Source organism: Gluconacetobacter tumulisoli, from assembly GCF_014174155.1.
GTDB classification, from domain to species: domain Bacteria; phylum Pseudomonadota; class Alphaproteobacteria; order Acetobacterales; family Acetobacteraceae; genus Gluconacetobacter; species Gluconacetobacter tumulisoli.
In genome coordinates this window covers 215,015-226,761 of sequence record NZ_JABEQM010000001.1, presented here as the reverse complement: position 1 = coordinate 226,761, position 11,747 = coordinate 215,015, and the positions used below count along the sequence as shown (strand labels likewise).

Annotated in this window: 15 protein-coding genes; 8 read left to right on the top strand and 7 right to left on the bottom strand. The window is 70.0% G+C overall.

From position 1 onward, the window contains the following. The first annotated feature begins 17 nt into the window (after positions 1-17). Entirely contained in the window at positions 18-3,044 is a 3,027-nt protein-coding gene (locus HLH28_RS01050; RefSeq protein WP_182953310.1) for a bifunctional [glutamine synthetase] adenylyltransferase/[glutamine synthetase]-adenylyl-L-tyrosine phosphorylase, read from the top strand. Between the two features lie 33 nt (positions 3,045-3,077). Beyond that, positions 3,078-3,563 (top strand): peroxiredoxin, encoded by a 486-nt coding sequence (locus tag HLH28_RS01045; protein ID WP_182953309.1) that lies wholly within the window; start codon positions 3,078-3,080, stop codon positions 3,561-3,563. A gap of 35 nt (positions 3,564-3,598) precedes the next feature. Here the strand turns inward: HLH28_RS01045 and HLH28_RS01040 are convergent, their stop codons facing one another. The 4 genes from HLH28_RS01040 to aat all read right to left on the bottom strand — a co-directional run bounded on the left by HLH28_RS01040 (position 3,599) and on the right by aat (position 6,354). Next, positions 3,599-3,955 (bottom strand): hypothetical protein, encoded by a 357-nt coding sequence (locus HLH28_RS01040; RefSeq protein WP_246395570.1) that lies wholly within the window; start codon positions 3,953-3,955, stop codon positions 3,599-3,601. Positions 3,956-4,325: 370 nt separating this feature from the next. Continuing rightward, entirely contained in the window at positions 4,326-4,913 is a 588-nt protein-coding gene (locus HLH28_RS01035; RefSeq protein ID WP_182953307.1) for a hypothetical protein, read from the bottom strand. Beyond that, positions 4,910-5,623 (bottom strand): hypothetical protein, encoded by a 714-nt coding sequence (locus HLH28_RS01030; protein WP_182953305.1) that lies wholly within the window; start codon positions 5,621-5,623, stop codon positions 4,910-4,912. Before HLH28_RS01030 ends, HLH28_RS01035 begins: the two co-directional genes overlap by 4 nt. Continuing rightward, positions 5,620-6,354, bottom strand: a complete 735-nt coding sequence (gene aat / locus HLH28_RS01025; RefSeq protein WP_182953303.1) for a leucyl/phenylalanyl-tRNA--protein transferase — start codon at positions 6,352-6,354, stop codon at positions 5,620-5,622. Before aat ends, HLH28_RS01030 begins: the two co-directional genes overlap by 4 nt. A gap of 147 nt (positions 6,355-6,501) precedes the next feature. On the opposite strand from aat, the gene HLH28_RS01020 reads away from it, so the two are divergent. Both HLH28_RS01020 and HLH28_RS01015 read left to right on the top strand, forming a co-directional pair. Further along, entirely contained in the window at positions 6,502-7,476 is a 975-nt protein-coding gene (locus tag HLH28_RS01020) for a 2-hydroxyacid dehydrogenase (RefSeq protein WP_182953301.1), read from the top strand. A gap of 13 nt (positions 7,477-7,489) precedes the next feature. Then, on the top strand, positions 7,490-7,660 hold the full coding sequence (locus HLH28_RS01015; RefSeq protein ID WP_182953298.1) for a hypothetical protein: 171 nt from the start codon (positions 7,490-7,492) through the stop codon (positions 7,658-7,660). A 25-nt stretch (positions 7,661-7,685) separates the two neighbouring features. Here HLH28_RS01015 and HLH28_RS01010 read toward each other — a convergent pair whose 3' ends face one another. Beyond that, positions 7,686-8,516 carry an EcsC family protein gene (locus HLH28_RS01010; protein WP_182953296.1) on the bottom strand — a complete coding sequence of 277 codons (831 nt, stop codon included), beginning with the start codon at positions 8,514-8,516 and terminating at the stop codon, positions 7,686-7,688. Between the two features lie 293 nt (positions 8,517-8,809). On the opposite strand from HLH28_RS01010, the gene HLH28_RS01005 reads away from it, so the two are divergent. Further along, entirely contained in the window at positions 8,810-9,316 is a 507-nt protein-coding gene (locus HLH28_RS01005; protein WP_182953294.1) for a hypothetical protein, read from the top strand. A gap of 26 nt (positions 9,317-9,342) precedes the next feature. Here the strand turns inward: HLH28_RS01005 and HLH28_RS01000 are convergent, their stop codons facing one another. Both HLH28_RS01000 and HLH28_RS00995 read right to left on the bottom strand, forming a co-directional pair. Next, on the bottom strand, positions 9,343-9,759 hold the full coding sequence (locus HLH28_RS01000) for an EVE domain-containing protein (RefSeq protein ID WP_182953292.1): 417 nt from the start codon (positions 9,757-9,759) through the stop codon (positions 9,343-9,345). Positions 9,760-9,764: 5 nt separating this feature from the next. Next, the gene (locus HLH28_RS00995; RefSeq protein ID WP_182953290.1) at positions 9,765-10,058 is read right to left on the bottom strand and encodes a YciI family protein; all 294 of its coding nucleotides are present in this window, start codon (positions 10,056-10,058) and stop codon (positions 9,765-9,767) included. A gap of 180 nt (positions 10,059-10,238) precedes the next feature. On the opposite strand from HLH28_RS00995, the gene HLH28_RS00990 reads away from it, so the two are divergent. From HLH28_RS00990 to ccmE, 3 genes are read left to right on the top strand one after another with little or no spacing between them, the layout of a single operon-like run. Next, a complete protein-coding gene (locus HLH28_RS00990; protein WP_182953288.1) occupies positions 10,239-11,057 on the top strand; it encodes a heme ABC transporter permease in 819 nt (272 codons plus the stop codon). Beyond that, entirely contained in the window at positions 11,054-11,209 is a 156-nt protein-coding gene (locus HLH28_RS00985) for a hypothetical protein (protein WP_182953286.1), read from the top strand. Before HLH28_RS00990 ends, HLH28_RS00985 begins: the two co-directional genes overlap by 4 nt. Beyond that, positions 11,206-11,742: a cytochrome c maturation protein CcmE gene (gene ccmE, locus HLH28_RS00980; protein WP_182953283.1), complete on the top strand. Its 537-nt coding sequence runs from the start codon at positions 11,206-11,208 to the stop codon at positions 11,740-11,742. The genes HLH28_RS00985 and ccmE overlap by 4 nt, the downstream gene beginning before the upstream one ends. The last annotated feature ends 5 nt before the right edge of the window (positions 11,743-11,747 follow it).

The window sequence follows — 11,747 nt, the reverse complement described above, 5'->3', positions numbered from 1 at the left end:
AAGCCCGAAAACGGATCATGCCCCAGCCGACGACGCCCCCTGCCCCGCCCTGGACGGATCGCCCCTGGCCCGAGCCCGCCGACGCCCGCGGCGCCGCGCTGCTGCTGGAGGACGTGCGCGAAATCTGGGTGGAACACGGCCTGGATCCCGAGCTGCTTGCCGCGGCGGGGGTTGACCGCCTGCTGGCGGCGCTGGGCGGCAACAGCCCGTACCTGGCCGGCCTGGTCCGGCGCGATCCCGAACCGTTCGCCCGCCTGCTGGCCGACGGGCCGGACCGCGCGATGGCCGCCATCCTGGACCGCCTGGCGTCCCTGACGCCGCGCGACAGCCGCGCCGACATCGCCGCAACGATGCGCGCGGCCAAGCGCCAGGCCGCGCTGGCGATCGCACTGGCGGATATCGGCGGCCTGTGGACGCTGGAACAGGTGACGTTGTCCCTCAGCCGCCTCGCGGAGAGCGCGCTGGATGCCGCCGTCAGGCATCTGCTGCGCTCGGCGCATGATACGGGACAGATCGTCCTGCGGGACCCCAATCGCCCCGCGCGCGGCAGCGGCTTCGTCCTCCTGGCGATGGGAAAGCTCGGCGCGCGGGAACTGAACTACTCCTCGGATATCGACCTGATCGTCCTGTACGATCCGGACTGTCATCCCGGGCACGAGGATCTGCGCCGGATCTTCATCCGCATGACTAGCGATCTTGTCGGCCTGATGGAAGCGCGCGATGCCGACGGCTACGTCTTTCGCACCGACCTGCGCCTGCGTCCGGACCCTTCGGCGACGCCGCCGGCCATCCCCTTCCCCGCGGGCATCGCCTATTATGAAAGCCTGGGCCAGACCTGGGAACGCGCGGCGATGACCAAGGCCCGGCCCGTTGCCGGCGACATCGCCGCCGGCCGGCGCTTCCTGCGCGCAATCCATCCCTTCGTCTGGCGCCGCCACCTCGATTTCGTGGTCATCGACGACCTGCACGACATGAAGGCGCGGATCGACCGCCACCGCAACGCCGGCCGCGCCGGCCTGTCGCAGCTGACGGACCGAACGGTCCACGACCCCGGACAGGCCCGCGACTGGCTGCTGGATCACGACCTGAAGCTGGGCCAGGGCGGCATCCGGGAAGTGGAGTTCGTGGCCCAGGCGCTGCAGCTGGTCTGGGGCGGACGCAAACCCGAATTGCGCGACCCCACCACGCTGGGCGCCCTGCGGCGGCTGGTGCGGACGGGCCTGCTGCCCCGCGCCGAGGGCGAGAGCCTGGCGCGGACCTATCGCATGCTGCGCCGGGCGGAACACCGGCTGCAGATGCAGGCCGACCACCAGACCCACCGCCTGCCGGCGACGCGCGACTCCTTCAACGCCTTCGCCACCTTCATGGAGGAAAAGGGCGGCCGGGCGCTGGCGGCCATGATGCTGCCGATCATGCAGGATTCGCGCCGGATCTTCGAACGCCAGTTCGCCGAACCCGGCGGCCCCGGCCCCTCGGTCGATCCCGAGGCCGAGGACCTGGCCGACCATCTGGCGGCGGCCGGCTTCGTCCCGGCCGACATCCCCCCAGCCCAGGCCCTGCTGCAACGATGGAGCGGCAATCGCCTGCGGGCCCTGCGTTCCGACCGCGCACGCATCCTGCTGCGGCGGCTGTTGCCGGCCCTGCTGACCCGGTTCGGCCAGCGGCGCGACCCGCTGACCTGCCTGCGGCGGTTCGACGCCATGCTGGCCCGGCAATGGGCGGGCGTGCAGTTCCTGTCGCTGCTGGAACGCAATCCGGCATTGATCGACCGGATCGCGACCATCCTGGACGGATCGCCCTTCCTGGCGGACCATCTGGCCGAAACACCGGCGGCACTGGACGGCCTGCTGGACACCGCGACCGACGCCCAGGATGAGGCCGAGGACGTGCCCGCCCCCCAGCTGGTGCGGCAGCACGTCGCCCGCGCCACCTCGACCGAACAGGTGCTGCCCATCCTGCGCGGCCTGGTGCGGGGCGAGGAATTCCGCCTGTCCAGCGCACGGCTGGAAGGGCGGATGGACGTCGACCGGGCCAGCCTGGCGCGCACCGGCATGGCCGACGCCGTCATTCGTGGCCTGCTGAAGACCGTGACGGCCGAACACCGGCGGCGCCATGGGCGCGTGCCCGGCGGGGCCATGGCGGTCATGGCGCTGGGCAAGGCAGGATCGCGCGAGATGATGCCGGGATCGGACCTGGATCTGATGCTGGTCTTCGACCATCCGGAAGGGGTTGGCGAAAGCGTCCTGCCCCGGCGCGGGGCGCCCGCGGACGGCGGCCTGCCGCCGCGTCCGCTGGCGGTGGGGCCGTATTTCGTGCGGCTGGCGCATGCCTTCATCGGGGCATTGACCGCCCCGGGGCCGGAAGGGCCGTTGTATGAGGTCGACATGCGCCTGCGACCGTCGGGTTCGAAGGGGCCGGTGGCGGTCTCGCTGGCCGCGTTCCGGCGCTATCATGCCGAAAGTGCCTGGACCTGGGAACGCATGGCCCTGACCCGCGCGCGCGTGGTGGCCGGACCGCCCGCCCTGGTCCGTACCCTGCGGACGGCCATCGGCGTCGCGCTGGACGGCCAGGCCCGAACGGCCAGGGCCCGCAGGACGATCCTGGAGGACGCGCGGGCGATGCGCGAACGCCTGGCGCGGGATCTTCCCTCCACCGGTCCGTGGGATATCCGACGCCGGCCCGGCGGCTTGACGGATGTCGAATTCATCGCGCAGGCCCTGCAACTGGTCGCCGGCACCGCCGTCGCACGCGATCCGTCCACGCGGGTGGCGCTGCGGCGCCTTGCTCGGCACGGCGACCTGTACCCGGCCCACGCACGCCTGCTGGAACAGGCCGATCATGACTGGCGGTCGGTGCAGAGCATGCTAAGAATCCTCTTCGGGCCGCGTCTGCCCGCCGACCCGGTCGCCGCGATCTCCCCCGCCACGGCGGAGATCCTGCTGCGGGAGGTCGGGGCCGGAACGGTGGACGCCGCGCTGGACCTGATGGATCGACGGGCCCAGGCGGTACGGGCGGCCTTCACCCACCTGATCGGCCCGATCTGAACGATCCGGCCCCGCCTTTGACGGAGAACACGCATGCCGGACACCGCACTCCCGATCTTTCCCGCCCCCGGCGCGCCGGTACCGGATTTCGACATGCCGGCCAGCCGGAACCGGCATGTCAGCCTGGCCGGCATGCGCGGGCGACCGTTCATCCTGTATTTCTATCCCAAGGCCAGCACGCCGGGCTGCACTACCGAGGCATGCGGCTTCCAGGAGGCATTGAACGCCCTGGGATCCACCGGGATCCCCGTCATCGGCGTATCGCGCGATGCGATGAAGGCGATCGAGAAATTCGCCGACGCCCAGGGCCTGGATTTTCCCCTGGCCTCCGACACCACCGGCGCGGTGACCGAGGCCTATGGCGTCTGGGGCGAGAAATCCCTGTATGGCCGCACCTATATGGGTATCGAGCGCGCCACCTTCCTGATCGACGCGCAAGGCCGGCTGATCCGGGCCTGGCGCAACGTCAAGGTCCCCGGCCATGTCGCCGAGGTCATGACGGCGGCCGGGGCCGCGTGACCCCGGCCCGCGCGGCCCTCGGGAACCCTCGGGAATCAGTAGCCCGGATAGGCGTATCCATACGGCGCGCCATAAACCGGAGGTGGAGGCGGCGGCGGGGGGGCATAGGCCTGCTGCGCGATCGCCACGCCGGCCGCCCCGATCAGCGCACCGCCGACCAGGCCGCCGACAAAGGCGCCGCCGGGACCGTAGCCCCGGTGATAATAGCCCGGACCCGGGCCGCCCCATCCGCGGCCGCCGCCGCCATGCCACCCGCGATCATGCCATCCATGATCGCGCCACCCGCCATGGTCCCGCCACTCCGCATGAGCCGCGGGCGACGCCGCCGCAAGGCCCCCGGCCACGACCGGAACCACCAGCAGGAAACGTACCATCTTGCGCATGTTCCGCATGTTCGAATCCTCTTGCTGCGCGGGGACTGGCCCGTCCGGACCCCACCGATCCCCGCTTCACCAGCAAGCAGACACGACCGACATGGCGATTTGCGGGCGGATCCGCCTTTTTCCGGTCACAAAACATTTCGATGCGCCATGGGACCGTCAGATCCGCGTTCCCTGGTCCAAATTCCGCTCAGGATCGCACCACAGGGCGAATTTCAAACCTGCCTCCACGGGGCCGCTTGATGTGCCTGCCTGACAATATGGGCCGCCAGGCCAGAACGATCCCGCAGCCACGGCCGACGCAGGTTTTCGAGCACCGAGCGCAGAAATCACGCGTCGAATCGCCTCGGGGCGCATCTGCAGGCAGGCTCTCAAGCAGCCTCTATGGATGGGCTGCCCGTACCTCGGCCAGTCCGTCGGGAATGGCGAAAACCGGGTCGGGCTGCGCGCTCCGCGACAGGCTGTCGGCCTGGACCAGGACACGGCCGTTCTGGACGACCTGCAGCATGACCCCGTCGTCGGTATAGCAGACGTCGCTGGCCCGTCCGTCGGTATCGGTGGTGTGCCAGACGATGCAGGGCTGCCCCGCCACGGTCATCGACGGTCCCCTCGCCCATACGCCCGTGGCCCGCTGGCCGGGCGTCGTCAGCGCCGGCCCCGGCGCCGGGATGGTCGTACGCGCCCGATGGGCCATGTCCACGACCGTCAGCAGGCGCTTGCGGTAATCCGTGATCATGAATGTCGACGACCCCTCGGGATCGACACGCTGGCGTTGCTGCTCCCCGGACCAGCGCATGCGCTGGCGAAACTGCGGCCGCGACGGATCGGGCGAGGCGATGGCATAGGTCACGTCGACATCGTGCTGCGGCGTGACGAAGGGCGCGTCGTCGGCCGCGCGCGACGCCACGGGTGCCATGACCAGCATGCCGGCCAGCACCCCCGCCAGGGGGGGGCGAACGAATGCGGTCATTCGCCCGAATGCGCCATGCCGCCGGTCACCACCTGGCCGCCGCCGATCGCACGCGATGGCGCGACGCGATGGCGCGTCACCTGCTGGTAATCCGCAGGCGGCTGGAAGATCGCCGAGGCGATCGGGCCATAGACGACTTTCGTCGCCTCCAGGCGCCCCTTCATGCCGTCGCCGTCCACGCCGTCCTCTCGCAGGATCACGCCGTCATCGGTCACGCACGCGGTGGCCGATCCGCGGCCCGACACCACGCCCCATTCCGTGCAGGGCACGCTGGCCACCTGCGCCGCGCCCTTGCGCGTGAACTGCATCGACAGGTCCAGCAGGAACGGGTTGCGAATGCCGTACTGCGCGTCGAGCCGGGTATAGACCTTCTGTTTGTTCAGGACGATCGTCACCTGCCGCGCCGCGCGATCCAGGATCGTGGACCCCTCGCCCTCGGGGCTGTCGATTCGCATCATGCCGCCATTGGAGGTGAACCAAGCCTGCACGGTCTTGGGCGCGGGCGCGCCCTCGGGCTGCACGCTGTACTCGACCTGCACGTCGCGCGTGGGCGCCAGCGGCGGATGCGTGACGGCGTCGCCGACCCCCTGGGCGTGGGCCGGCAGGGTCGTCCCCCCCATCGCGGCCGCGAACGCCAGCCCCGAACTCGCCAGCGTCGCGATCGCCAGCCCCGATATCGGCCGGCGGCGGCCCGTCGATGGAACGGTCATGGTCGTGCTCCCTTTTTGATCCGATCGATTCTGTCTGGTCCGGCTGGCCCCGCCCCGCCGTCACCCCGCCCGTCCGCGCGCATTTGCACGATCTCCTGCCGGATGGCGGCGGCCTGGTCGTCGTCCGGCCATGCCGCCGGATGCGCCAAGGCCTGGGCCAGTCGTTGCTTGTAACGCCAGGACGGGATTTCGATCCCGCCGAATCGCGCAAGATGTTCCGTCCCGAACTGCGTATCCAACAGGGTGTACCCCCCCACCCGCAGCCGCGCCACCAGCGCCACCAGCGCCACCTTCGACGCGTCCCGGCAACGGCTGAACATGCTTTCGCCGAAGAACGCCCCGCCGATCGCCACGCCGTACAGTCCGCCCACCAGTTCGCCGTCCCGCCAGCTTTCCACGCTGTGGGCATAGCCCATGGCGTGCAGGTCGCAAAACAGGCGAACGATCTCCTCGTTGATCCAGGTCTTTTCCCGCCCCGGCGCAGGGGCGGCGCAGGCACGTATCGTGGCGCCGAAATCGCGGTCCGCCACGATCGTGAATGAATCGGACAACACGGTCCGCAACAGCCGGCGCGCCACATGGAACCCGTCCAGCGGCAGGATGCCGCGCATGTCTGGATCGTACCAGTCCAGCTGCGTGGCGCCGGCATCGGGCGCCATGGGGAACAGGCCGATGGAATAGGCCCGGACCATCATCTCGGGCGTGATCCTGGATGCGTCGCGCTTGCCCATGGTTCGCGTGCCATCTCCCCCGGAGTTCCGCGTCGCGGCGCCCCCCAATGCCCATGATCGTGACGCCGTGACCGCTGGACACACTTCGCCAATAATCCGATCCTGATACAGGAGCGAGATAAACCGCATCTGTCAAAGAGGTTCCCAATGCCCGACACGCGTCCCCGCCTGATCTACAGCCAGCGCATGCCCACAAACGTCGCCCGGCGAATCGAACGGGATTTCGATGCCCCGCCCGCGCCGGACCACAAGCTGACATCCGACGAACTGGTCGCCCTGGCGCAGGATTTCCGGCCGCATGCGGTCATGGTGACCAGCAGCACCCCGGTCTCGGCGGCGACCGTCGCCGCCCTGCCCGACAGCGTGCGCGTCATCGCCACCGTCAGCGTCGGCACTGACCATCTGGACGGGCCGGCCATTGCCGCGCGGGGCCTCTCACTGACCTATACGCCCGACGTCCTGACCGATTGCAACGCCGACCTGGCGATCATGCTGATCCTGACGGCGGCACGCCGGGGGGCCGAGTACCTGTCGCTGATGCGCGCGGGCTGGGGCCGGGCCCTGGGGATGGAGGAAATGCTGGGCGTCCGCGTGACCGGCAAGACGCTGGGCATCATCGGCATGGGGCGGATCGGCCGGGCGGTCGCCCGGCGCGCCCGCGGATTCGACATGAAGATCCTGTATTCCAACCGCCGCCGCCTGGCGCCGGAACTGGAGGAGGGCGCGACCTATTTCGCCGAGATCCGCGAGATGCTGCCGCAGTGCGATATCCTCAGCCTGCACATGCCCGGCAGCGCCAGCGCGCCGCCCGTCATCACCGCTGAAACGCTGGCCCTGCTGCCGCAGGGGGCGATCTTCGTCAACGCGGCCCGCGGCAATCTGGTGGATGAGGACGCGCTGATCGCGGCGCTGACGGACGGCCATCTGGCCGCCGCCGGCCTGGACGTCTACCGCAACGAACCCCATCCCGACCCGCGCTTCCTGGACCTGCCGAACGTATTCCTGACCCCGCACATGGGCAGCGCCACGATCGAGACGCGAACCGACATGGGCATGCTGGCGCTGGACAATATCGACGCGGTCCTGTCCGGCCGGCCGGCCGTTACCCCCGTCCCAGCCTGACCGGAGGCCCGCCATGCCGTCGCGCATCACCTTCCTGCTGGCCTGTCTGGGCGGGTGCCTGCTGGCGGTTCTGACCGCCCTCGCCGCCCCCCATTACGCCAGGACGGCGCAGATCCTCTGCCTGTTCTATGTGGGCGCCGGCGCATTCGTCTCGCTCCGGCTCCTGCTGCGTCCCGAGGACTGACCCCGCATCGGGACGCACCGACGGATCAGAACGCCGGGTTCACCAGCCCGGCGCGCAGCGATTCGGCGGTGCGGCGAACCTCCGGCCCATGCTCGCGCTCCAGCCGGCGGATGGTGAAATGCGCCCGAGCCAGCGCGCGGTAATGGGCCAGGAACGCCGCATTCAGCGATGCCCCGCACAGCGCGCCGGCGACCGGCATCATCTGCAGCGCCAGCTTGCGCGACAGACCCAGGCCGTAATGCGACGCGACCTCGGAAATCAGCATGACGACCGGCCGGCCACGCAGCAGCGCCCGCGCCGAGAAATAGCCCAACTCGCTTTCATCGTCGGTCGCACCGACGGGAAAGGCGCGCAAGGCGAAGACTTCCAGGCATGCCCGGCGCGCCTCGGGCGTCGACAGGTCCTCGCCTTCGTCGCGGGCGATACGCGCGATCTCGCGCATGATCGTCAGCGTGGTGAAACCGATATCGGGGACCAGCCCGACCAGCCCCGCGAATCCGCCTACCGCGCCGGACAGGGTCACGGCGGCCTGCACCGCCGGCCCGCGCCAGGGCGGCGGCGGCGTGTGGGCGATCGCCATGTCGTCCGGCGCGCGCATGCCCACGATCGCCACGTCGAACGCACGTGACACCGCCGTTTCCGCAATGCCTTTCAGCTTGGCCTCCAGCCCCGGCGCCATGCCGATGCCCCGCAGGCCCAGCCGCGCCGCCTGTCCGACCGCGCCGCCCATCAGGTCGGCCAGCCGCACCAGCACCCCGCGTCCCGATTCGACCTGTTCAAGAGCACGCTGCAACTCGGCAATTGCCGGCGCGTCCAGCACCAGGGGGGCCAGTTCGGCCCCGGTTCGTGTGGTCATTCCCATGCCCTCCCGCCAGTCCGCCGGCCACACCGGCCCGGTCGGGCAGCGTGGCGCCGGATACACAATTCTCCGTCAATCGGAACGGAACCCGTGTTTTCCATCATATTACCCCTCACGCCAATTCATCGCCACGCCGTATATGGTCGAAATGCAGGGCCGCCATGTGTGTGCGGCGGCCGATGGCTCCGGGGTGGCTCCTCCCGGCTGACGCAGTCCTGCCGTGAAGACAGGGCGCGTTGACCCGGCGATGCGACCGCCCTTCCATAAGGCCGAACGCAAGGAGAACCCCGATGGACGCATTGATTGCCGCACGGCTTCCCGGACGGACGACCCATCTGGCGGCCGGCGCGCTGCTCTCCATGACCATGCTGGCCGGAGGGGCCGCCGCCGCACCGCATGCCGCACGACCGGCGCGTGACGCGCTGTCGGCTCCGACCCATTCCCTCCTCGGCCCCGCCACGCCGGCCCCCGCCGCGGCGGAAGACCCGGACAACCCGACGGCCCCGCCGCCGCCCGACGGCTACCAGGTCGTGCAGGACGAGGACGTGAGCGTCCAGGCCTACAGCCCCGCCGTCACGGCTGTCGGCGGCGCCGGCCTGCCGTCGATCGAGGCCCGGCAGACCCCGCGGGAGCCCAATTCCATCCCGTCGCATGTCAGCGTCTTCGGCGTGCCGGTCAAGTTCAACGCTCCGGTGGTGCCGCCCTATAACGCCGCGTTCACCTATTCGACCTACGCGGGGCAGTCCGGCCGTGGATGGGACGCAACCGGCGCCGAAGGCGCGGCCGGGCAGCCCTGACCTGCGTCAGGGGACGGCGATTTCTTTCATCGCCGCTCCCACTCGCCCATCCGGCACAGATGCGCCCAGTGCGCGTCTGAAACCGGCACGACCGACAGCCGCGACTGCCGCACCAGGGCCAGGTCGGCCAGCGCCGGGTCGGCCTTGATCGTCGCCAGGGTCACGGGACGGGGCATCGGCCCCACCGTGCGCACGTCGACGCAGATCCAGCCCCCGGACTCGGCCGTGGGATCGGAATAGGCCTCGCGGACGATTTCGACCACGCCCACGATCTCCTTGCCGATGTTCGAATGGTAGAAGAACGCCAGGTCGCCGCATTTCATGGCCATCATGTTGCGCTTCGCCTGATGGTTGCGCACGCCCGTCCAGGGTTCGACCCCGTGGGCCACCTGCTCGTCCCAGGAAAACGCGTCGGGTTCGGACTTCACCAGCCAGTACGCCATTCCCCCTATTCCACCAGCGCGCCGTCTCGGAACACCGGGCGATAGGCCCGGATCACGACGCTTTCGAACACGTCGGCGCGGGCATAGGGATCGCTGGCGGCGAACCCCTCGGCCGCCGCGCGATCCGTCACGTCCACCAGCAGCAGGCTGCCGCAGGGACGCCCCTCCAGGTTCAGCAGCGGGCCGGCCTGCACGATCCGGTCCTGATAGGCCGCAAGATAGGCCAGGTGCTGCGCTCGTGTGGCAAGCCGCGTGTCCAGCGCGCCCGGCTTGTCCGTGCAGATGATCGCGAAAAGCATGAAGAACACCCTCGTCCAGAATGACCGGCGGGTCCGCCGGGTGAACAATCTGCCATGATCAGCAGAGGCCGTGCCTTTCTTCGCATGATAGTGTAGGAGCGGAAAGCGGATCGCCCTTCCGTCGCCCGACGACGCATTTGCCAGGAGCCTTCCGCCCGACGCGGAGGGATCGGAACCGTCTTGAACGCTACCCATAGTCTCGTCGCACGCACGGGCACATTCTTTCACCGCTACGCCAATCCCGGGCGCTTCCTGCGGCTGGGCGCGCGCCTGCAACCCTGGCTGACATGGCCGGCGCTGATGTTGTCGGTCACCGGCATCATATGGGGCCTCTTCTTCTCCCCTGCCGACTGGCAGCAGGGCGACAGCGTGCGGATCATGTACGTCCATGTGCCTGCCGCATGGCTGGCCTCGTCCGGCTACGCGGGTCTCGCGGTGTGCTCGCTGCTGTCGCTGGTATGGCGCCACCCCCTGGCCGATCTGGCGGCGGTGGAAATCGGGCCGGTGGGCGCGGCCATCACCGCCGTCTGCCTGGCCACCGGCTCGCTGTGGGGCAAGCCGATGTGGGGGACATGGTGGGTATGGGACGCGCGCCTGACCTCGGTCCTGGTGCTGTTCTTCCTGTATCTGGGCCATATCGCGCTAATCCGCGCGTTCGACGAGCCGCAGCGCGGCTATCGCGCCGCCGCCATCCTGGGCCTGGCCGGCGCGATCGACCTGCCGATCATCAAGTTCAGCGTGCAATGGTGGAATACCCTGCACCAGCCGGACAGCATCACCCTGACCGGCGCGCCGACCATGTCCACGGCCATGCTATGGCCGCTGCTGGTCTGCACGCTGGGCTTTACGCTGGGCTTCGCCGCCATCGTGGTGGCGCGCCTGCGCGCGGCGGTGATGGAAAGCCGCATCCGCGCGGCCCTGTCGGCGCGACGCGGACGCGGCGGTACGGTCGCCGGGGACGCCCACGGCAGGGATGTTCCGGACGGGGCGGTCGCATGACCCATCTGCCCTACATCGCCGCCGCCTACGGCATGACCATCAGCCTGGCCGTCCTGCTCGGGACGAACGCCGCCCTGCGGCTGCGCCGGGCCCGCGCGCGCCTGGCCACGATCGACCGTCCGGCCCGGACCGGCCGGGGGACGGAACGATGACCCGCAAGTCACGGCGGCTGTGGCTGGCCTGCGCCTGCCTGATCGGCCTGGGCTCGGCAACGGCGCTGACCCTCAGCGCCTTTTCGTCCAACATCGTCTTCTTCATGGCGCCGTCGCAGATCCGCGCGAAGCCCCCCGCGCCGGACCGGACGGTCCGTCTGGGCGGCATGGTGGTCGCGGGTTCGGTCCGCCGGCAGACGGTCGGGGACACGCCGGTCGCGCTGTTCGACGTCACCGACGGGCAGGCCGCGGTGACCGTCCGCTACGAAGGCATCCTGCCCGACCTGTTCCGCGAGGGGCAGAGCGTCGTCGCCATCGGCACCGCCAGCCCCGACGGCGCCTTCCGCGCGTCCGAGGTCCTGGCCAAGCACGACGAAACCTACATGCCCAAGGAAGTCGCCGAGGCCCTGCGCCGCAGCGGCAAGTGGGATCCGCGCTACGGCAAGGCCCCCGACGCGGCAAGCTGGGACACGATGACCGTCCGCAACGCCCGCAAGGACGCGGCCGGCCCCCAGCAGCAGCATGGAAGCTGAGTGAA